The sequence below is a fragment of the Variovorax ginsengisoli genome, assembly GCF_030486595.1.
Lineage (GTDB): Bacteria > Pseudomonadota > Gammaproteobacteria > Burkholderiales > Burkholderiaceae_C > Variovorax > Variovorax ginsengisoli_B.
In genome coordinates, this window is record NZ_JAUJZH010000015.1 from 63,135 (window position 1) to 83,670 (window position 20,536).

Consider the following 20,536-nt stretch of genomic DNA (forward strand, 5'->3'; position numbering starts at 1 on the left):
CTCCGGCGCGGGTGTGACCGGTTCTACGGGGTTGAAGTAGGGCTAGCATTGTTCTGGACCAAACGTAGGACTGCGAAACGCCTCGACAAAAGGTCATCGGCAGCCTGCTGCCGACGGTGTAGAAACCGCAGCCAATGAGCACTCACACCAGGAATGAGTTGGGCGCACCAGAGGGAAATCTCATAGAACGCCTTGTTGATATTCTGCCCATGTCGGTCAGCACTGTCACGGGCTAACCTGTACCCGTTTGACGTTTCCGCCGGACCAAACACTCCTCGTGCCTTATAGGTGTTGTAGTGGAGGATGTTTGCGACTTCAACGCCCGAGAGGCTTTCGAGTTGGTCCGGCACCCAACATGGTTCGCTTCCGCGGAAGAGCAACCTTCCATGATCGATGAGCGCGAAGTCCTCAACCGACCGGCGTATCAGGTTGTTCAGGTGGCGGTCTGCGTTCGCGATGCATTCATCCAGCGCGATGGTCGCATGCGAATGGCTCCATCGGGCTTGTTCTGCCACCAGTTCGAGGGTTGGAAGGATGGCTCTGACCTGGGACCTAGTGATTTCTTGGGTGCAGAAGAAAAAAATCGTCCCGTCTGCGCAAGGTGTCGGCAACGGCGAAGAGCCGGCATACGGAGGTAGTTCCGAAGCGGAGATGCGCGCGACAAACGCACATTCGGCGACCGGCAGGCCATAGGCTTGGCCGAGCAACCATCCAGTGATCTCGTTTAAACACATGACGCTGCTGGCCATTTCGTCGGGGTCAAAGGCCTTGGCATAACAGTCGACTATGCCGCGCGAGGGGATGTCGAAACGCCCGTGAAGGACGGGGCAAGCGTTTCCCTGCTGATCGTTGGTCCAACCGTAGGGAGTCACAAAATCCTCGGGGCCGAGCAGTTGTATGAGCATGTGCGCCGGCTGGAACTTCATGTTTCGCGATCGAACCTTCTTATGTCTTTTGTGGGAACCAAAAGCAAAACGGGCCGCTAGGGGCCCGGTGTGCGGCTGGTATCTAGTCCTCCCGCTTGCGCTGCCTTCTCCAGCCCTCGCAGACGACGAAGCTGAGAAGTTTAAGTGCACCCATTCGCTTGCGTGCGCTGTTGTTTTTCGTACAAATTCCGTATGCAGCCAACTATTTGATATCAGCTATCAAATAGATAGCAAAAGATCGTTATCTGGAGCCGCTTTCGGCTTCCTGCAGCAGCCGCCACATCACCTTGCCGCTGCCGCTCTTGGGCAGCGCGTCGACGAACTGCACCGCGCGCGGGATCTTGTAGACCGCCATGTTCTCGCGGCACCAGTCGATGATCTCCTGCTCCGTCGTGTCCTTGTGCGTGGGGCGCAGCACCACCACCGCCTTGACCGACTCGCCGCGGTAGGCGTCCTTGGTGCCGATCACGCAGGCCTCCTGGATCGCGGGATGGCGGAACATCAGCAGCTCGACCTCCGCCGGCCAGACCTTGAAGCCGCTGGCGTTGATCATCCGCTTGAGGCGGTCGGTGATGAAGAAGTAGCCGTCCTCGTCCATGCGCCCCATGTCGCCCGAGCGGAAGAAGCGCTGGCCCTCGAACTCGATGAAGGCCGCGGCCGTGGCGTCGGGCCGCTTCCAGTAGCCCTCGAACACGCCCGGGCCGCGCATGATGATCTCGCCCGATTCGCCGACCGGCATCTCGACCAGGGTGTCGGGGTCGACCACCCGCGCATCGGTGCTCATGTAGGGGATGCCCAGGCACTGCTGCTTCGGGTTCTCGAACGGGTTGGCGTGCGAGGGCGCGGCGGTCTCGGTGAGGCCGTAGCCTTCCTGGTACTTGAGGCCGAACTGCTCGAACAGGCGCTGGGCCACGGCCTGCGGCATCGCGGCACCGCCGCCGCCGATGTAGCTCAGGCTGCTGAGGTCGTAGCTGGCGAAATTCGGGCTGGCCATCAGGTCGATGACCATGGTCGGGATGTTGGTCCAGCTGGTGACCTTGCGGCGCGAGATCAGGCGCCCGGCGACGTCGCGGTCCCAGCGCGGCATGATGACCAGCGTGCCGCCGATCAGCACCGTCGTGTGCATCATGCTGACCACGCCGGTGATGTGGAACATCGGCACCACGGCCAGCACCACCACCTCGGCCGAGCCAAGGCCCCAGATCTGGCCGGCGCAGGCGTTGTGCATCAGGCTCGAATGATGGTGGATGCAGCCCTTGGGCAGGCCGGTGGTGCCGCTGGTGTAGGGCAGCAGCGCCATGTCGTCGGCACCCACCACATGCTCGGGCGGCGGATGGCCGGCAGCGAGCGCCTCGGTCCAGCGCATCACGGCGCCGCCCTCCAGGGCCGGCAGCGGATGCTGCGTCAGCAGCCAGTCGCGCCACGCCGGCGCCGGGGCCTCGTCGCCGGTCACTTCGGGGTCGAAGGTGTCGGTGAACTGGGTGACGATCATGTGCGCCAGCCGGTCCTTGGGATCGAGCGCATTGCTGGCCTTGGCCAGTTCGGGTGCCAGGTCGCCGGTGGTGATCGCGAACTTGGCATCCGGGTCGGTGATGTAGTGCTTGAGCTCCTCGGCCCGGTTCATCGGGTTGACCGGCACCACGACCGCATTGGCCCGCAGGATCGCGAAATGCGCGATCACCAGCTGGGGGCAGTTCTGCATGTCCAGAATGACGCGGTCGCCGCGCTGCACGCCCAGCGCGTGCAAGGTGCCGGCCAGCCGCTCGGCCTGGGCCGCGAACTCGGCATAGCTGATCTCGCTGCCGAAGAAGACCAGCGCGGGCTTGCGCGGATAGCGCGCGGCATTGACCGCCAGGTTGTGCCAGAGCGATGTCGCGGGCACGGTGATCGAATGGGGCAGGCGCTGGGGCCAGAACTTGTAGTGCGGTCGATCCATACAGTCTCCAGAGAGCGTGAGCCTACGATGCCCGGCCGCGCCGACGCATCGGGGAAGCCCCGACAGACGTCACCTGGGCGACTCCCTCTTGCCGCCAGGAAAAAGCCGGCTACCGCCATCGACCGACAGACGCGGCGCCCGATCTGCCGTAAAAGAGCAGCCTCTCAACCCATTTCGACGAGGAGCTTCCATGGCTGCAGACAAGCACGCGAGCGTTCACTGGGAAGGCGCCGGCAAGACCGGCAAGGGCCTGATCAGCACCGAGACCGGGGCGATCAAGGACTACCCCTACGGCTTCGCCAGCCGCTTCGAGGACGACAAGCGCGGCACCAACCCCGAAGAGATCCTGGGCGCGGCGCACGCCGGCTGCCTGACGATGGCCTTCGCCTTCGCACTCGAAGGCGCGGGCCTGACCGCCACCTCGATCGACACCAAAGCCGCCGTGCGGCTGGCCAAGGACGGTCCGGGCTTCAAGATCGATCGCATCCAGCTCGAACTCGAAGCCGTGGTGCCGGGCCTCGACGAGGCGAAATTCCAGGAACTCGCGGCCGGCGCCAAGGCCGGCTGCCCGCTGTCGAAGGCGCTGGCGAGCGTGCCGGAGATCACGCTGAAAGCCACGCTCAAGTCCTGACGCCCGAGGCCGCCGGGCCGCTGTTTATGATCGCCCTCACAACGAGGAGACACGCATGAACATGGCCCGCAAAGGCATCGCCGCACTGCTGTGGCTGGCGGTTTCGACGGCCGCCCTGGCCGCCTTTCCCGACAAGCCGATCAAGATCGTCATCGGCTTCCCGGCCGGCGGCCCGCTCGACCAGCATGCGCGGCTGCTCACCGACCGGCTGCAGGCGGTGCTGGGCCAGCCCCTGATCGTCGACTACAAGCCCGGCGCCGGCGGCTCGGTCGGCGCCGAGGCGGTCGCCAAGAGCGCACCCGACGGCTACACCCTGATGCTGGCGAACACCGGCGTCGCGGTGATCAACGGCGCGCTTTACGCCAAGCTGCCCTACGACACGCTGCGCGACTTCACGCCGATCGCCCGCACCGCGATGCAGCCGCTCGCGCTGCTGGTCACGCCCAAGCTGCCGGTCCAGAACCTGCGGCAGTTCGTCGACTACGCCCGCGCCCGGCCCGGCCAGCTCAACTACGGCTCGGCCGGCAACGGCGGCATCAGCCACCTGGTGCCCGAGATGTTCAAGAGCGCGACCGGCATCTTCATGGTCCATATCCCCTACCGGGGCAGCGCGCCGGCCTTCACCGACCTGATGGGCGGCCAGGTGCAGTTCATGGCCGAGTCGATCCCGCAGGCGGCCAATTACCACAAGCAGGGCAAGGTGCGGGCACTGGCCGTGACCAGCGCCGCCCGCAATCCGGCGCTGCCCGAGGTGCCGACCGTGATCGAGGCCGGCATCAAGGGCTTCGAAGTGGTCGGCTTCTATGGCTTCCTGGCGCCGGCGGGCACGCCCAAGGACGTCGTCGCCAAGCTCAGCGACGCCTTCAGGCAGGTGCTGACCAGCCCCGAGGTGCGCGAGCGCATGGTGAGCCAGGGCGCCGATCCGGCCTTCCTGGGCAGCGAAGACTTCGCGAAGTTCCTGGCCGCCGAAACCCCGCGCTGGGACAAGGCGGTGAAGGCGTCGGACGCGAAGATGGACTGAGGGCCGGGCAAAGCTCGCCCTACAACTTTCGGACGGCTTCAAACGCGCAATCCGTGTAGTCACAATGTCTTACATGGATCATCTTTATTTTTCTCGCCGCCCCGACCCCGCACCCGACGGCCTGTTCGGCGGCCGGCGGCCCAGGCTGGCGCCGGAGCAATTGGAGCGGCGGCCCGCCCCGGACAGTCCGCCGAAGCCGCTGACCCCCGCCGAACTGGCCCAGGTGGCCCGGGCATGGCGGCGGCGAGCCGATGGTTCGTCGATGCTGGTCGCCGAGGCGCTGGAGACCGTGGCCGCCCGGCGCGCGCCACCGCCCGTTGAAACGCTCTTCTCGACGCCGCCGCCGAAATCCGTCGTCCGGAGGATTTCGGAGTTCATGGGCTTGTAAAGCAAATCAGGTAACAGTCCGCGACTGTCGAATTTTTCACACCCAAACGCGCCGGACAGCGCGAAAATCGGGGTGTTAGTCATTGCTGCAAGTGCAATCAAGGTTAGGCCCGCCTCGTGCGGGCCTTTTTTTCGCCCGCGTACGCGCACGCATGCATGCATGCACCACCTTCTTGCATACAAGCAGGCATGAAAGCTGCTGATGCGCAGGCATGTCCATCAGCGCTCCCGAAATCAGTGCACGCATCGTCGAAGCGGTGATGGCGCAGAAGCTCGCGCCCGGCGCCCGCCTGGGCGAGCAGCAGTTGGCGATGCTGTTCGACTGCAGCCGCACCATCGTGCGCGAGGCGCTGACACGGCTCGCGGCCCGCGGCATCGTCACCGTGAGCGCGCGCCGCGGCTGGTTCGTGATCGAACCCTCGCAGGACGAGGCGCGCGAAGCCTTCGAAGCCCGCCGCGTGATCGAGTCCGGCCTGATCCGCAGCGCCGGCGCCATCGGCCGCGACGCGCTTCGAGCCCTCAAGGCACACCTCAAGCGCGAGAAGGCCGCACTGAAGGACAGCGACATCGGCAACCGCAGCTACCTGCTGGGCGACTTTCACGTCTGCCTGGCCGAATGCCTCGGCAACTCGCTGCTGGCCGACACGCTGCGCGACTTCACTGCGCGCACGACGCTGATCGCGATGCTCTACCAGTCTTCGCACGACGCCGCGCAGTCCTGCGAGGACCATGTGCGCATCGTCGCGGCACTCGAGCGCGGCGACACCGCGGCCGCCGAGGCCCTGATGAGCGAACACATCGGCACCGTGCAGTCGGCGCTGCGCGTGCCGACACCGACCGACCCGCTGGCCCGGCTGCGCGATGCGCTGGCGCCGATGCAGGGCGCGGCCGACCCCACCCGGAGCGAGGCACAGCTCTTGCGTACCACCCCCGCCAGGAGGGGACGCAAGGCGGCCGGACCCGAAGCTTCACCCGACGATTCATCGACCTACCTAGGAGCCCTGTTATGAAGTCATCCAAGCGCAGTTTCGCGCTCGCACTCGCCGCCGTCACGCTGTTCGCCACCGGCCTCGCGCATGCCCAGAGCGCGCTCGACAACGTCATGAAGGCCAAACTCATCAAGATCGCGGTGCCGACCGACTACCCGCCCTACGGCTCCGTCGACAAGACCATGACGCCGCAGGGCCTGGACGTCGAGATGGCGCAGTTGATCGCGAGCAAGCTGGGCGTCAAGGTCGAGCTGGTGCCCGTGACCAGCGCCAACCGCATCCCCTACCTGCAGACCCGCAAGGCCGACCTGGTGATCTCCACCCTGGGCAAGAATGCCGAGCGCGAAAAGGTGATCGACTTCTCGGCCGCCTACGCGCCCTTCTTCCAGGCGGTCTACGCGGGCAAGAACCTCAACATCAAGAGCTTCGCCGACATGGGCGGCAAGACCGTCGCCGTGACCCGCGGCGCGATGGAAGACCAGGAGCTCGCCAAGGTCGCGCCGGCCAGCCTCGAGTACAAGCGATTCGAGGACAACAACGCCACCATCGCCGCCTTCGTGGCCGGCCAGACCCAGACCCTGGCCACCAGCGCCGCGGTCGCCGGCGACATGATGCAGAAGAACCCGCAGCTCGGCGCCGAGTACAAGCTGCTGCTCAAGGACAGCCCCTGCTTCATCGGCATCGCCAAGGGCGAGGACCCGCTGAAGGCCAAGGTCAACGAGATCATCGCCAACGCCAAGAAGGACGGCACGCTCGACGCGATGGCGAAGAAGTGGCTCGGCCGTCCGGCCGGCGACCTTCCGGTCTGATCGCGACGGCCTGCCATGGGCATCGAATTCGACTTCGGCGCGGTCCTCGGCCAATGGCCCCTGCTGGTGCGGGGCGTGCTCTGGACGCTGGGGCTGACGGCCATCGCGACAGTCATCGGCATGGTGGTGGGCGTCGCCTGCGCCTGGTCGCGCGCCAGCGGCCCGGCCTGGCTGCGCTGGCTGGTGGGCAGCTATGTCGAGCTGATCCGCAACACGCCCTTCATCGTGCAGCTGTTCTTCATCTTCTTCGGCCTGCCCGCGGCCGGCTTCAAGCTGTCGCCCGAAGTGGCGTCGGTGATCGCGATGGTGATGAACCTCGGCGCCTACGCGACGGAGATCATCCGCGCCGGCATCGAGGCCACGCCGCGCGGCCAGATCGAGGCCGCCGTGAGCCTGGCGCTCAACAAGGTGCAGGTGTTCCTGCGCGTGGTGCTGCCGCCGGCGATGAAGAAGGTCTGGCCGGCGATGGTGAGCCAGATCATCATCGTGATGCTGGGTTCGGCGGTCTGCAGCCAGATCTCGACCGAGGAGCTGAGCTACGCGGCCAACCTGATCCAGAGCCGCAACTTCCGCGCCTTCGAGGCCTTCATCATCGCCACCGTGATCTACCTCGCGTTGTCGGTCGGTGCCCGCCGCCTGCTCAACTGGGCCGGCCCCAAGTACTTCTTCGGAAGGTAGCAAGCCCATGACCGATTTCTCGCTGTGGGACATCCTTCGCAACCTGCTGCTGGCGCTGCGCTGGACCGTGGTGCTGTCGTTGATCGCCTTCGTCGGCGGCGGCGTGGTCGGCGGCCTGCTGCTGTTCGCGCGGCTGTCGGGAGGTCCGGTCGCCGACCGGCTCATCGGCCTCTACGTGCAGGTCTTCCAGGGCACGCCGCTGCTGATGCAGCTGTTCCTGGCCTACTTCGGCATCGCCCTGTTCGGCGTCGACGTCTCGGCCTGGACCGCGGCCTCGGTCGCGCTCACGCTCTATACCAGCGCCTTCCTGACCGAGATCTGGCGCGGCTGCGTAGCCTCCATTCCGAAAGGCCAGTGGGAGGCCTCGGGCAGCCTGGCGCTCCGCTTCGGCGAACAGATGCGCCACGTGATCCTGCCGCAGGCCACGCGCATCGCCGTGGCGCCCACGGTCGGCTTCCTGGTGCAGGTGATCAAGGGCACGGCACTGGCCTCGGTGATCGGCTTCATCGAGCTCACCAAGGCCGGCAGCATGATCTCGAACGCCACCTTCAAGCCCTTCGTGGTGTTCAGTTGCGTCGCCCTGCTTTATTTCGTGCTGTGCTTTCCCGTGAGCCTGTACGCCAAGAACCTCGAGAGGAAGATCAATGTCGCTCGTCGCTGAAGCCCCCGCATCCGAAGCCGCTGCCGCCGCCCGGGTCTCCGTCGCGCCGATCGTGCGCATCACGGCGCTGCGCAAGTCCTATGGCAGCAACGAAGTGCTCAAGGGCATCGACCTGGAGGTCAGGCGCGGCGAGGTGATCGCGATCATCGGCAAGAGCGGCTCCGGCAAGAGCACCCTCCTGCGCTGCATCAACGGCCTCGAGGTGTTCCAGGAAGGCTCGCTCACGGTCGACGGCAAGCCGCTGCTGCACGAGAGCGCGATGGCGATGCGCGAGCTGCGCCAGCGCGTCGGCATGATCTTCCAGAGCTTCAACCTGTTCCCGCACCTGACGGTCGGCAGGAACGTGATGCTGGCGCCGACCCTGGTCAAGAAGCGCAGCGCCATCGAGGCGGCTTCGCAGGCCCGCAAGCTGCTCACGCGGGTCGGCCTGGCCGAAAAGTTCGACGCCATGCCCGATCAGCTCTCGGGTGGCCAGCAGCAGCGCGTGGCGATCGCCCGCGCCCTGGCGATGGAGCCGGCGGTGCTGCTTTGCGACGAGATCACCTCGGCGCTCGACCCCGAACTGGTGGGCGAGGTGCTGCGCGTGGTGGAGTCGCTGGCGGTCGAGGGCATGACTCTGCTGATGGTGACGCACGAAATGAGCTTCGCACGCAAGGTTAGCGACCGCGTGATCTTCATGCACCAGGGCCGCGTGCACGAGATGGGGCCGCCGGCGGAGTTGTTCGGCAGCCCGAAGACGCCGGAGCTGCAACAGTTTCTTTCATCGTTGCACGACTGATCGAGGGGCGCGGCCGGGAACCCCCGGCCTGTGGCAAGCTCGGAAGGGTATGCCACACCATTCCCGTCGACAGCTGCTGCGCGCCCTGTGGGGCGCCACCGCCATGGCGCCGCTGGCCGCCCTGGCCGGCTTCAACTTCTTCACCAGCGAATACACCGCCACCCGCGAGGAACTCCAGGCGCAGGTCGCCAAGCGCTTCCCGGTGCAGCAGCGCTACGCCGAGATCTTCACGGTCGGCCTGCGCGATCCCCAGCTCAGTCTCGACGCCCGCAACAACCGGGCGGCGATCACCGCGGTGCTCTCGATCGCCAGCCCGCTGCTGCGGCCCTCGCAAGTCGAAGGCATCGTCACGGTGAGCAGCGCGCTCAAGTACGACGCCGCGGCGCGTGCGGTCCGGCTCGACCGGCCGCAGGCCGACCGGATCGAGCTGCAAGGCCTGGGCGGCCGCGACGCCGAGCGGCTGCAGCAGATCGGCGGCGCGGTCGCGCAGGAACTGCTGCGCGACCAGCCCCTGCGCACCTTCAAGCCGGAAGAACTCACGGTCGGCCGCAAGACCTACGAAATCGGGGACATCACCGTTCAGGACGACGGCATCACCGTCGCGCTGAAATGAGCCGCCCGGCCCTTTGGCTCGCGTCGGCGCTGCTGCTGGCCGGCTGCGCCGCACCGGCGCCGACACAGCAGCGCGCCGTCGACCTGCAAGCCCATCGCGGCGGGCGTGCCCTGGCGCCCGAGAACACGCTCAGCGCCTTCACCCATGCGATCGCCATCGGCGTCACCACGCTCGAACTCGACATCGGCCTGACCGCCGACGACGTGGTCGTGATCTCGCACGACACGGTGCTCAATCCGGACCACACGCGCGACACCCGGGGCAACTTCCTGCCAGCCAAGGGCCCTCCGATCCGCTCGCTGTCGCTGGCGCAATTGCAGACCTACGATGTCGGCCGGATCAATCCCGAGAGCAGCTACGGCAAGCCCTTTCCCAAGCAGTTGTGGCGCGACGGCGAGCGCATTCCGACCCTCGCCGCGCTGTTCGCGCGGGCCAACGAACTCGGCGCGACCGACGTCCGCTTCAACATCGAGACCAAGCTCGACCCCGGGCGGCCGGAAGAAACGGCGTCGCCCGAGCAGATGGTGCGCGCGCTGCTGGCCGAGATCGACAAGGCCGGCATGGCCCCGCGCGTGACGGTGCAGAGCTTCGACTGGCGCACGCTGGCGCTGGTCGGCCAATCGGCGCCGCTGATGCCGCGCGCCTACCTCACGAGCAGCCGGACGCTGCAGGACAGCCGCTGGACCGCGGGCCTGAAGATCGCGGACTTCGGCAGCGCGCCGCGGCTCGTGAAGGCCGCCGCGGGCGAAGGCAAAGGGCCGGTGACGTGGTCGCCGGCCTACAACGATCTGAGCCCTGCCCTGGTGCAAGAGGCGCACGCGCTCGGCCTGGCCGTGCTGCCCTGGACCGTCAACCAGCGCGCCGACATGGCGCGCCTGCTGGACTGGGGCGTGGACGGCATCATCACGGACGACCCCGCGATCCTGCGCGACCTGCTCGGCGAGCGGGGTGTCGCCTTGCCGGTCGCGCGCCGGCCCTGAAGCACGCCCGATAATCATCGCCGATGCCTGAGAACGCTTCCTCCCCCACCGCCCATGCCGGCGCCATCACCGATGTCGCCGGCATCGAAGTCGGCCACTACAGCGACCCCCGCCGCCCCACCGGCTGCACCGTGATCATCGCGCGCGAAGGCGCCGTGGCCGGCGTCGACGTGCGCGGCGCCGCGCCCGGCACCCGCGAGACCGATCTGCTGGCGCCCGGCAACCTGGTGCAGCAGGTCCACGCCGTGATGCTCGCCGGCGGCAGCGCCTGGGGCCTGGCCGCCGCCGACGGCGCGATGCGCTGGCTCGAGGAGCGCGGCGTGGGCTTCGACGTCCGATTCGGCACCCTGCCGATCATTCCGGCGGCCGTCCTGTTCGACCTGCCGGTCGGCGACGCCCGCATCCGGCCCGATGCCGATGCCGGCTACGCGGCCTGCGCGGCGGCGTCCAGTGCGGCGCCGGCCGAGGGCAACGTGGGTGCCGGCAGCGGCGCGCTGGTGGGCAAGCTGTTCGGCGTCGAACGAGCCATGAAGGGCGGCATCGGCACGGCGTCGATCACGGTCAAGGGCGTCACGGTCGGTGCGCTGATCGCCTGCAACGCGCTCGGCGACGTGATCGATCCCGATACGGGTCAAGTCGTGGCGGGCGCGCGCACCGAAGACGGCCGCGCCCTGCTCGACACCCGCCGCGCCCTGCTGCGCGGCGAGTTGCCGAAGCCGCTGCTGGCCGGCACCAACACCACGCTGGGCGTGGTCGCCACCGACGCCGTGCTGACCAAGGTGCAGGCCAATCGCCTGGCCAGCGTGGCCCACGACGGCCTGGCGCGGGCGATCAATCCGGTGCACACGATGAGCGACGGCGACACCCTCTTCGCGCTCGCCACCGGCCGCGTGCCGCTCGAAGGCGACGCGCCCGGCATGACAGTGCTCGGCACCATGGCCGCCGAAGTGGTGGCGCTGGCGACCGTGCGCGCGGTGCGTGCGGCGCGCTCGGTGCGCATCGGCGACAGCCACTTCCCGGCCGCCGGCGACCTCGGCTGAGTACTGCGGGCGCGGGCACCCGACATGCGCTTTGTAACCAGCCGGGGGCGGAAAGCACAGAAAATGCCGCTGCCGCGACCGCGGTGTCCCCGAGCCTCGTTCCAACTTTCCGCATGCCCCAAGCCATCCGCCTGTTCCTGCTGTCGATCCGCGACCTGATCGCTTCCGCCGGGCCCGTCATCTTTCTCGTCGTCGCGCTGCTGGTCGCCGCCTACTGGTGGCTGCAGCCGCAGCCGCCCAGGCGCGTGACCCTGGCCACCGGGCCGGCCGGCAGCGCGTATGCCGAGTTCGGCAAGCGCTACGCCGCGGCCCTCAAGGCCAACGGCATCGAAGTCGAACTCAAGCCCACCGATGGCTCGCTCGACAACCTGCAGCTGCTGCGCAGCGGCGGCGCCGACGTGGCCTTCGTGCGCGGCGGCAGCGCCGACCCGGTGAAGGACGAGGAAGCCGGCCTGACCTCGCTGGGCAGCCTGTTCTTCGAGCCGCTGTGGTTCTTCTACCGGACCGATGCGGCGAAGCGGATCGACCGCAAGACCGGCACCCTCACCTCGCTGACCCAGCTCAAGGACCTGCGCATCAACGTCGACAAGCCGGGCAGCGGCGTGCCCGACATCATGGAGCGGATGTTCCACGCCAACCACATGGACCCGGCCGCGCTGAACCTGTCCAACCTCGAGCAGACGCCCGCGACCGAAGCGCTGCAAGCCGGCCTGCTCGACGTGATCGTGCTGGCCTCGGCACCGCAATCGCCGCTGGTGCAGCGGCTGCTGCGCACGCCCGACATCCAGTTGATGGACTTCCAGCAGAGCGACGCCTATTCGCGGCGTTTCGCCTTCCTGCAGCCGGTGGACCTGCCGCGCGGCGTGGTCGACCTGGCGGCCGACCTGCCGTCGCACGACGTGTCGCTGCTGGCCGCCACCACCTCGCTGCTGTCGCGCGAGGAAACCCACCCCGCGCTGCGACAGCTGTTCGCGCAGACCGCGCAGAGCCTGCATGGCGGCGCCGGCTGGTTCAACCGCGCGCGCGACTTTCCCAACACCCGGACCAGCGAACTGCCGGTCAGCCCCGAAGGCGATCGCGCCATCAACGGCACGCCGCCGTTCTGGCAGCGCTACCTGCCGTTCTGGGCCAGCAACCTGGTCGAGCGGATGTGGCTGGTGCTGGGCGGCCTGCTGGTGCTGATGCTGCCGCTGAGCCGGATCGTGCCGCCGCTCTACCAGTTCCGGGTCCGCCGCCGCGTGTTCCGCTGGTATGCACGGCTGCGCGAGGTCGAGCACAAGCTGGAGGCGCATACCGGCGACCCCGACGCGCTGCTGAAGGAACTCGGCGAGCTCGATCGCGTGGTCAACAAGGTCGCGGTGCCGCTGTCCTATGCCGACGAGCTCTATGCGCTGCGCAACAACATCGAGGCGGTGCGCAGGCGCGTGCTCGCGGGCGCGCCGCGCGCGGCGGGCGCCGCGCAGAAACTTTCCACCGGACCCGCTTGACCTGGAGCGCGCTCGACGCGGCAGCTCCGGCCCTCAGGCGGCGATCACCACTTGTCGTCAACCGGTGCCGCCTTCGGCGCCGCAGGTGCGGCCGCACTGCGCGCGACAGCCGGCTTCGGCTTGCCGGCCGGCGCCGGTGCTTCCTGGTTCTGCGCCACAGCGGCCACGCGGGCAGGCAGCATCCCGCGCAGTTGAAGCGCCCCGGGCTGCAGGCCGTCGAGGCTCATTTGCACGCGGTCGAGGCGGCCCTGCGCCATGGTCGGCGTCACGCGGTCGATCACCACTTCGCAACAGTCGGACTCGACGCGGCCGAGCGACTGGCGGGTCTGAGGGTCGAACATCTCCTTGCCCATGTGGACCAGCTGGTAGCGTGCGCCTTCGCGCACCGCCTGGCCGCCCTGGCTGAGCACCGCCGCGTTGCCTTCCAGCGAGATCACGGTCACCGGGAAGGTGCGCGAGACGATGCCCGAGACGATGCGATTGGCGATGTCGTTCTGCATGCCTTCGCTGATCTGGCCGCCATCGACGCCGGTGCCCAGCGTCGTGGCCGCCACGCTCGGCGCCTCGCCGCGCATCGACTCGGACAGCATGACCTGGCGCGTCGCGACGTTGACCAGCTTCTGCGACACCGCCCAGCCGCCCGAGTAGCTCACCAGTTCGCGGTCGCTGGTCTGCAGCTTGCGCACATGGCGGTTGTACGCGAAGGAGGCGATCTTGCCGACCCACACCACGTCGGCGCTCATCGCCTGCCCCAGCTTGCCGAACTCGGCGCGCGGCGCCTGGCCCGACGAGATCATGTCGAGCTCCTGCGCCACTTCGCCACCGAGATCGCGATCGAGCACGGTGAAGCGGCCGGTGTTGGTCAGCGCCGCGAGGATCTGCTGGCGCAGGTCCTCGGCCACCTTGTCGGCCGCCACGCTGCGTCCGCCGACCGCGAAGGTGTCGCTGTCGAAGCGCAGTGGCGCGATCACGATCTTCAGCTTCTTGCTGTCGGCCGCCGAGGGCGTGAACTTCGCCACCTCGGCGTCGATGTCGGCCTTGTAGAAGCCGCGGCTGTCCGGTCCGTCGAGCTGGTTGACCTTGAAGCCGGTGATGGCGCCGCCGGCGCTTTGCACGATGTGCTCGGCGAAGGCGTTGGTGCGCAGGGCTTCGGCGTCCTTGCCGCGCGCCAGCGACAGCGTGAGCTTGAACTGCTCGGAGCTCAGGTCCACGGTCTGGCCGTTGGCCTGCTTCAGCGCGAAGCGGATGGCCTCGTCGACGGCCTCGGCCGCGGAGGCACCGGTGCCCTTCGCGTTGACCGTGACGGTGCCGACCTTGCCCACGTCGGGCATCGGCGCGACCGGTGCCGCCGGGGCTGCCGGTGGCGCGTCGGCCACCGCGGCCTCGGGCGGCCTCGCCTTGCCGCAAGCCGCGACCGAAAGTGCCACCAGCGCGGCCAGTGCAAGTCGATTGAACTTCATGGGATCAAAACGAGCCCAGCGCCTTGGTGGCGTCGGTCGGCACCGGAATGTCGTGGCTCTTGGCGTAGGCCGTCGAGATGCTCAGCGTGTCGTAGACGTTCTTGGCGTTGCCCGGGAAGTTCGTCACCACGTAGGCGCCCGAGTTGAGCTTGGTCATGGCCAGCATCGGCGATGCCTTCAGGGTGCTGGCGAAGTTCGTGATGTGCGGACGCAGGCCGATGTACTTGATCACGCCGGTGCCGAGCGAGGCCATGCCCGACGCATAGAGCGACTGCGACTGCGCATCCATCTGCAGGTTGCCGTCCTTCAGGCGCTCGCTGATTTCCTTCGACGAGTCGCTCTGGATCTTGTCGGCGTCCAACAGGTTGCCCTTGGTCGCGCCGTCGCCGAGCGCGTCGGCGGTCGACTTGAGCTTGGCGGCCGATTCCTTGAGGCCGACGGCTTCGGCCATCTTCGACTGGGCCAGCAGCACTTCCTTGTTGGCCGAGACGTAGGCACGCACCAGCTGGTCCTGCTGGGCAGCTTCATTGCCGGCGCTGGCCGAGGACGAAGCGCCGCCGGTCAGGCCGCCGATCGAAGGCAGCGACAACTGGGCAAGGGCCGAGGACGAGACGAGGACGCAAGCGAGTGCAATGGCGTTGAATTTCATGAGGTTCGAATCAGAAAAGAAAAGAGAAAACGGAGGCTGGCGTCTCAGCGCAGGCCGATGTTGGTGACCTGGCTCACGAGTTCGCGCGCGGCACTGTCGGCCGCCTTCTTGAGCGCGTTGCCGCGAGCCTCGGCTTCGGTCGGGCCGACACCGGCGTACTGCACCGGGCCGACGGTCGACAGGTTCTCGGGAATGCCGCTGCTGAGATCGAGGATCTTGCCGGTGACCGTCACGGCCACGCGCTGCAGGCCGGTGGCCGGATCGGTGTCGGCCAGGCCGACGTCGAGCGTGCCGAATGCAAGGTACGGCACCTGGGCCGCCTGCAGGCCGCGCACCACGTCGCGCAGGGTGGCCGGATCGAGGTCGTTGCCGCTCTTGTAGTCGTTCTCGACGCTCTTGATCTTCAGCAGGCCGTTGGTGTAGGGCTCGACGTAGGCGGCTTCGAGAACCTTGAAGCCGGCCGAGGCGAAGATGCCGGTGAACACCGCGTTGAGGTTGGCGCTCGGGAAGATGCGCCAGGTCGATTCGCTGGACTTGCGGGTCGTGCTGCCGCCGGTCTCGATCGTATCGGTGCGCTTGGCTTCGATCGAGGTCGAGCGCTTGACCGAGGCGTTGGTGCCGATGCGGCCGCCGCGGATCGACTCGCCTTCGACGCCGCTGCGGTCGTCGGCGCCCTGCACGTCGATCTTCGTGCCGCGGTCGACGCGCTTGTAGACGCGGTCGTCGAAGCTCTTCTCAGAATCGACCTGGCGCGAGACGAACAGGAAGGTCAGCTTCGACTTGTCGCTCTTCGCCGCGGCCTGGGTGGCCGATCCGGCCTTGACCGCATTGCGCAGCTGCGCCACGTTGATCGACGTCCGCACCGTCACCGTGTAGACGTGCTTGTCGGTCTGGTCCTGTTCGTCGAGCACTGTCGTGTCGAGGATGAATTTGTCGAGATTGGCGGCCACGCGGTCGCGGATCGCATCGAAGTTGGCCGATTCGGACTGCCCTGCTTCGGCGTAGTAGAACTCGACCGCCTTGACCTGCGCGTCGCGCAGCGCCTTCTGCTTGTCGTCGGCCGATGCCTTGCTGCCGAACACCGAGCCCTGGTAGGTCACGGAGGCCTTGCCGCGCGCATTGGCAACCTGCGCCTGCGCGGCGAAAGCCGCCGTCGCCACGAGCAGCATGAGAAAGACGTTGCGGATTACTTGCATTGATCGAGTACCTCTTTGGTGGCGGTGATTTGCTTGTCGATGTCGGTGTTCGCCGCGGCATCCTTGAGCCACGGTTCGGCGGAGCCCGCCAGCACGTTCGAGAGCTTGGTGAACAGGCCGCGCAGGCTGTCGCTGTAGGCCGGGAAGTCGTCCACCGTCTGCTGCGAGGCGGGCACGGTCTTCACTTCGCCGTTCTTGAATTCCGAATCGAGGTACACCCGGCCGGAAAGCGGCTGCTGGATCTTGAGCTGGGCCTTGGAGGCGTAGATGTAGCTGGTGCCGGCGGCGACCTTGGCATGCTCGAAGCGGCCGAAGCGCAGCAGATCGACCGCGATGGCGTAATCGGGCTCGGGCAGCTTCAGCTCGTACACCGAGCCGTCCGCGATGCGCATCGACATCACCTGGCCGATCGCATAGCCCTTGGCGTACGGAAGGATCGGCACGCCGGTGCGGCTGGAGATCGCCTCGCCGAGCATGTCGGCGACCCAGGTCTCCGCCACGCCAGGATTGGCGCCGAGCGCGGCGGGCAGCGCCTTGCGCGCCTCGTCGCTGACCACGACCTGCGCCACCTGCAGGAAACGCGGCACCTGCGTCGGCAACGAGGCCCGGCCCAGCGCCTCGTTGAATCGCGCGACGATGCCGGGCGTGGTCCCGGCCCCCAGGTAGAGCGTTCGCACGCGGCTCGCGAGTTCGTCCTCGGTGGGCGCGTGATCGAGCAAGTCGACATAGGCGACGCTGAACGGATAGGCGCGCAAGACCGTCATGGTCTTGAAGTCGAAGAACATCGCCTGCGCCCGCAATTGGACGAAGAGTTTCGAGTAGCTGCCGAAGCGTTCGGTCGACACCGTCTCGCCGCTCATCACCAGCGCCACCGTGATCGCCTGGTCGCGCCCCTTGAGCTCGGCCAGTTCGGCCGTATCGAGTTCGAAATCCTTTGGTGGCTGCGCTGCCACTGCCCGGCGGATCAGGCCATTGACGCCGGGCTTTCCGAACGAGGCCTCGACGCGCTGCGAATACGGAAAACGGTCCGGGATGCTTTTCGCATCGCCCGAGTATGCGAATCCCGCAAGGGAAACCGTGACCGCCAAGGCCTGGCTGCCCCATCCGAAGATCCCCAAGAGCCCGAGACCCCACTTGCAGCACTGCTGCACCATCCCTGTTCGCATTCCGACATCGCCCGCACAAAAAAAGTGCGTCGATCTTACGTTATCAAATGGTTACATCGAAAAACAACAGAGAGCATGAACTTTCTGATTATTGACGCTCCACCCGCAGCAGCTTGCCATTGCTGCTGTCGGTCAACAGGTACAGCCAGCCGTCGGACCCCTGCCGGACGTCGCGGATGCGTTCACCGCGCTCGGCCAGCAATCGCTCGCGGCCGACCACCGCGTTGCCGTCGAGCTTGAGCCTCCAGAGCGCGGTGCCGGCGAGCGCGCCGACGAAGAGGTTGCCCTTCCATTCGGCCAGCGCATCGCCGGTATAGAAGGCCATTCCGCTCGGCGCGATCGACGATTTCTGGGTGCCCGGCGTCCAGGCCGAGCCGTCGATCTTTTCCCAGTAGGTCAGCGGCTGCTCTAGGCCCGGCTTGGCGGTGCCTTCGCCCACCTGCGCGAGCGTGCCGTATTCCTGCCCGTAGCTGATGACGGGCCAGCCGTAGTTGCGCCCCGGCAGGGTCAGGTTGACCTCGTCGCCGCCCTGCGGACCATGCTCGTGGGTCCAGAGATCGCCGGTCGCGGGATGCAGCGCCGCTCCCTGCGGATTGCGATGGCCGTAGCTCCAGATGTGGGGCTGTGCGCCGGCGGTGGCCGCGAAGGGGTTGCCAGGCGCCGGAGCGCCGTCCGTGGTGATCCGGATCACCTTGCCGTTGCCGCGCGACAGGTCTTGCGCGAAGCCGCGCTGGGTGTCGAGCAGGCGCTCGCCCAGGGTCACGAACAGATAGCCGTTGCGGTCGAACACCAGCCGCGAACCGAAGTGCGCCGTGCTGTCGACCTTGGGCGACTGCCGGTAGATCACCGTCAGGTTGCCGAGCGTGCGGTTGGCCGCATCGAGTTCGGCCCGGGCCACCGCCGTGCCGTTGAGGCTCGGATCGGTGCCGTCGCGCTCGGCGAAGCTGAGATAGATGCGGCGATTGCTCGCAAAGGCCGGATCCACCGCAACATCGAGCAGCCCGCCCTGCCCCACCGCCGCGACCGCGGGCACGCCGGCGACCAGATCGGCACCGCCGTTGACGGCCGACCCATCGGCATTGCGCAGCCGCAACTGGCCGCCGCGCTGGGTGATCAGCATGCGGCCGTCGGGCAGGAAGGCCAAAGCCCAGGGGGTGTCGAGGCCGGTCGCCAGTTCGGTGACCTTGAACGACGGCGATGCCGGCGCGGCGCCAGCAGGTGGTGCGGCGCCAGCGGGTGGTGCAGCGGCGCTGCTGCCGGCCGGGGCCGGCGCGCCCTGCGTCGACATGCCGTTGACGCCGAAAGCGGAGACGGCGACGCTGCTGCCGCCGCCACCGCCACCGCCGCAACCGACCACGGCGGCCAGGGCCGTCGCCAGGAGATACCGAGTCGCTGCTGCCATGGCATGCTCCTTCGGAAAGGGCGCCGCGACGCGCCCGGGTCTATTCGCCCTGCTGTCGTTACTTCAGGGCCTTGAAGCGCATCCGGTGCGGCTTGGCACCTTCTTCGCCCAGGCGCTTCTTCTTGTCGGCTTCGTACTCCTGGTAGTTGCCGTTGAAGAAGGTCCACTGGCTGTCGCCTTCGGCCGCCAGGATGTGGGTCGCGATCCGGTCCAGGAACCAGCGGTCATGGCTGATGACCAGCACCGACCCGGCAAACTCCAGCAGCGCGTCTTCGAGCGCGCGCAGCGTTTCGACGTCGAGGTCGTTCGAGGGTTCGTCGAGCATCAGCACGTTGCCGCCAGCGATCAGCGTCTTCGCCAGGTGCAGCCGTCCGCGCTCGCCGCCCGACAAGGTGCCGACCTTCTTCTGCTGGTCGGCGCCGTTGAAGTTGAAGCGCCCGGCGTACGCCCGGCTGGCCATCTGGAACTTGCCGACGTTGATGATGTCGAGGCCGTTCGAGATGTCTTCCCACACGGTCTTCTCGTTGCCGAGCGCGTCGCGATTCTGGTCGACGAAGGCCATCTTGACCGTCTGGCCGATCACCACCTCGCCGGAGTCCGGCGTTTCCTTGCCGGCGATCAGCTTGAACAGGGTCGACTTGCCGGCGCCGTTCGGACCGATGATGCCGACGATCGCGCCGGCCGGGATCTCGAAGCTCAGGTTGTCGATCAGGACCCGGTCGCCGAAGGACTTGGTGACGTTCTTGAACTCGATCACCTGGTTGCCCAGGCGCTCGGCCACGGGAATGAAGATTTCCTGCGTCTCGTTGCGCTTCTGGTATTCGAAATCGCTCAGTTCCTCGAAGCGGGCCAGGCGCGACTTGCTCTTGGCCTGGCGCGCCTTCGGGTTCTGGCGCGACCATTCGAGTTCCTTCTTCAGGGCCTTGGCATGGGCTTCTTCGCTCTTCTGCTCCTGCGCCAGGCGTTCGCCCTTTTGCTCGAGCCAGGTGCTGTAGTTGCCCTTCCAGGGAATGCCGCGGCCGCGGTCGAGTTCGAGAATCCACTCGGCCGCGTTGTCGAGGAAGTAGCGATCGTGGGTGATCGCCACGACGGTGCCGGGAAAGCGCTGCAGGAAGACTTCGAGCCACTCGACCGATTCGGCGTCCAGGTGGTTGGTCGGCTCGTCGAGCAGCAGCATGTCGGGCTTGCTCAGCAACAGCCGGCAGAGCGCGACGCGGCGCTTCTCGCCGCCCGACAGCACGCCGATGTTGGCGTCCCATGGCGGCAGGCGCAGCGCGTCGGCCGCGATCTCGAGTTGGTGTTCGGAATCGGTGCCGGCGGTGGCGATGATGGCTTCGAGTTCGGCCTGCTCGGCCGCGAGCGCATCGAAGTCGGCGTCTTCGGCGCCGTAGGCCACGTAGACCTCCTCGAGCCGCGCCTTGGCCGCGTAGACCGCGCCCATGGCTTCCTCGACCGATTCGCGCACCGTGTGGGCGGCGTTCAGCTTGGGCTCCTGCTCGAGGTAGCCGATCGTGAGACCGGGCATCGGCAGCGCCTCGCCTTCGATCTCCTTGTCGATGCCGGCCATGATCTTCAACAGCGAGGACTTGCCCGAGCCGTTGAGGCCGAGCACGCCGATCTTGGCGCCGGGGAAAAACGAGAGCGAAATGTCCTTCAAGATCTGCCGTTTGGGCGGCACGGTCTTGCTGACCTTGTTCATGGTGTAGACGTACTGGGCCATGTCTATC

20 protein-coding genes are annotated in these 20,536 nt (G+C 67.3%); 12 read left to right on the top strand and 8 right to left on the bottom strand.

Going from position 1 to position 20,536, the window contains the following annotated elements; genetic code table 11:
* Positions 1-23: 23 nt before the first annotated feature.
* A complete protein-coding gene (locus QZH52_RS20450; protein WP_301812443.1) occupies positions 24-926 on the bottom strand; it encodes a hypothetical protein in 903 nt (300 codons plus the stop codon).
* A 241-nt stretch (positions 927-1,167) separates the two neighbouring features.
* Positions 1,168-2,862 (bottom strand): long-chain fatty acid--CoA ligase, encoded by a 1,695-nt coding sequence (locus tag QZH52_RS20455; protein WP_301812444.1) that lies wholly within the window; start codon positions 2,860-2,862, stop codon positions 1,168-1,170.
* Between the two features lie 190 nt (positions 2,863-3,052).
* On the opposite strand from QZH52_RS20455, the gene QZH52_RS20460 reads away from it, so the two are divergent.
* The 12 genes from QZH52_RS20460 (at position 3,053) to QZH52_RS20515 (ending at position 12,936) form a co-directional block, all read left to right on the top strand.
* A complete protein-coding gene (locus QZH52_RS20460; protein WP_286536549.1) occupies positions 3,053-3,493 on the top strand; it encodes an OsmC family protein in 441 nt (146 codons plus the stop codon).
* 55 nt (positions 3,494-3,548) lie between these two features.
* Positions 3,549-4,514: a Bug family tripartite tricarboxylate transporter substrate binding protein gene (locus QZH52_RS20465; protein WP_436411612.1), complete on the top strand. Its 966-nt coding sequence runs from the start codon at positions 3,549-3,551 to the stop codon at positions 4,512-4,514.
* 73 nt (positions 4,515-4,587) lie between these two features.
* The gene (locus tag QZH52_RS20470) at positions 4,588-4,902 is read left to right on the top strand and encodes a hypothetical protein (protein WP_301812445.1); all 315 of its coding nucleotides are present in this window, start codon (positions 4,588-4,590) and stop codon (positions 4,900-4,902) included.
* A 211-nt stretch (positions 4,903-5,113) separates the two neighbouring features.
* Positions 5,114-5,911: a GntR family transcriptional regulator gene (locus QZH52_RS20475; RefSeq protein WP_301812446.1), complete on the top strand. Its 798-nt coding sequence runs from the start codon at positions 5,114-5,116 to the stop codon at positions 5,909-5,911.
* Positions 5,908-6,699, top strand: a complete 792-nt coding sequence (locus tag QZH52_RS20480; protein ID WP_301812447.1) for a transporter substrate-binding domain-containing protein — start codon at positions 5,908-5,910, stop codon at positions 6,697-6,699. Before QZH52_RS20475 ends, QZH52_RS20480 begins: the two co-directional genes overlap by 4 nt.
* A 15-nt stretch (positions 6,700-6,714) precedes the next feature.
* A complete protein-coding gene (locus QZH52_RS20485) occupies positions 6,715-7,377 on the top strand; it encodes an amino acid ABC transporter permease (RefSeq protein ID WP_286536544.1) in 663 nt (220 codons plus the stop codon).
* 7 nt (positions 7,378-7,384) lie between these two features.
* Complete coding sequence (locus QZH52_RS20490; RefSeq protein ID WP_286536542.1) at positions 7,385-8,038, top strand: amino acid ABC transporter permease; 654 nt, start codon at positions 7,385-7,387, stop codon at positions 8,036-8,038.
* Positions 8,022-8,816: an amino acid ABC transporter ATP-binding protein gene (locus QZH52_RS20495; protein WP_301812448.1), complete on the top strand. Its 795-nt coding sequence runs from the start codon at positions 8,022-8,024 to the stop codon at positions 8,814-8,816. The genes QZH52_RS20490 and QZH52_RS20495 overlap by 17 nt, the downstream gene beginning before the upstream one ends.
* Positions 8,817-8,865: 49 nt before the next feature.
* On the top strand, positions 8,866-9,429 hold the full coding sequence (locus QZH52_RS20500) for a YceB family lipoprotein (protein ID WP_286536540.1): 564 nt from the start codon (positions 8,866-8,868) through the stop codon (positions 9,427-9,429).
* Positions 9,426-10,409 (top strand): glycerophosphodiester phosphodiesterase, encoded by a 984-nt coding sequence (locus QZH52_RS20505; protein WP_301812449.1) that lies wholly within the window; start codon positions 9,426-9,428, stop codon positions 10,407-10,409. The genes QZH52_RS20500 and QZH52_RS20505 overlap by 4 nt, the downstream gene beginning before the upstream one ends.
* A gap of 23 nt (positions 10,410-10,432) precedes the next feature.
* A complete protein-coding gene (locus QZH52_RS20510; RefSeq protein ID WP_301812450.1) occupies positions 10,433-11,449 on the top strand; it encodes a P1 family peptidase in 1,017 nt (338 codons plus the stop codon).
* Between the two features lie 113 nt (positions 11,450-11,562).
* Complete coding sequence (locus QZH52_RS20515; RefSeq protein ID WP_301812451.1) at positions 11,563-12,936, top strand: TAXI family TRAP transporter solute-binding subunit; 1,374 nt, start codon at positions 11,563-11,565, stop codon at positions 12,934-12,936.
* Positions 12,937-12,980: 44 nt separating this feature from the next.
* Here QZH52_RS20515 and QZH52_RS20520 read toward each other — a convergent pair whose 3' ends face one another.
* The 6 genes from QZH52_RS20520 to ettA form a co-directional block, all read right to left on the bottom strand.
* On the bottom strand, positions 12,981-14,396 hold the full coding sequence (locus QZH52_RS20520; protein ID WP_301812452.1) for a CsgG/HfaB family protein: 1,416 nt from the start codon (positions 14,394-14,396) through the stop codon (positions 12,981-12,983).
* Positions 14,397-14,400: 4 nt separating this feature from the next.
* Complete coding sequence (locus tag QZH52_RS20525; protein WP_301812453.1) at positions 14,401-15,045, bottom strand: hypothetical protein; 645 nt, start codon at positions 15,043-15,045, stop codon at positions 14,401-14,403.
* Positions 15,046-15,089: 44 nt separating this feature from the next.
* On the bottom strand, positions 15,090-16,241 hold the full coding sequence (locus QZH52_RS20530) for a hypothetical protein (RefSeq protein ID WP_301812454.1): 1,152 nt from the start codon (positions 16,239-16,241) through the stop codon (positions 15,090-15,092).
* Positions 16,232-17,407, bottom strand: coding sequence for a hypothetical protein (locus tag QZH52_RS20535; RefSeq protein ID WP_301812455.1), 1,176 nt, complete (start codon positions 17,405-17,407; stop codon positions 16,232-16,234). Before QZH52_RS20535 ends, QZH52_RS20530 begins: the two co-directional genes overlap by 10 nt.
* An 88-nt stretch (positions 17,408-17,495) precedes the next feature.
* Positions 17,496-18,695: a PQQ-dependent sugar dehydrogenase gene (locus tag QZH52_RS20540; protein ID WP_436411614.1), complete on the bottom strand. Its 1,200-nt coding sequence runs from the start codon at positions 18,693-18,695 to the stop codon at positions 17,496-17,498.
* A 172-nt stretch (positions 18,696-18,867) separates the two neighbouring features.
* Positions 18,868-20,529, bottom strand: a complete 1,662-nt coding sequence (gene ettA / locus QZH52_RS20545) for an energy-dependent translational throttle protein EttA (protein ID WP_286522890.1) — start codon at positions 20,527-20,529, stop codon at positions 18,868-18,870.
* Between the last annotated feature and the right edge of the window lie 7 nt (positions 20,530-20,536).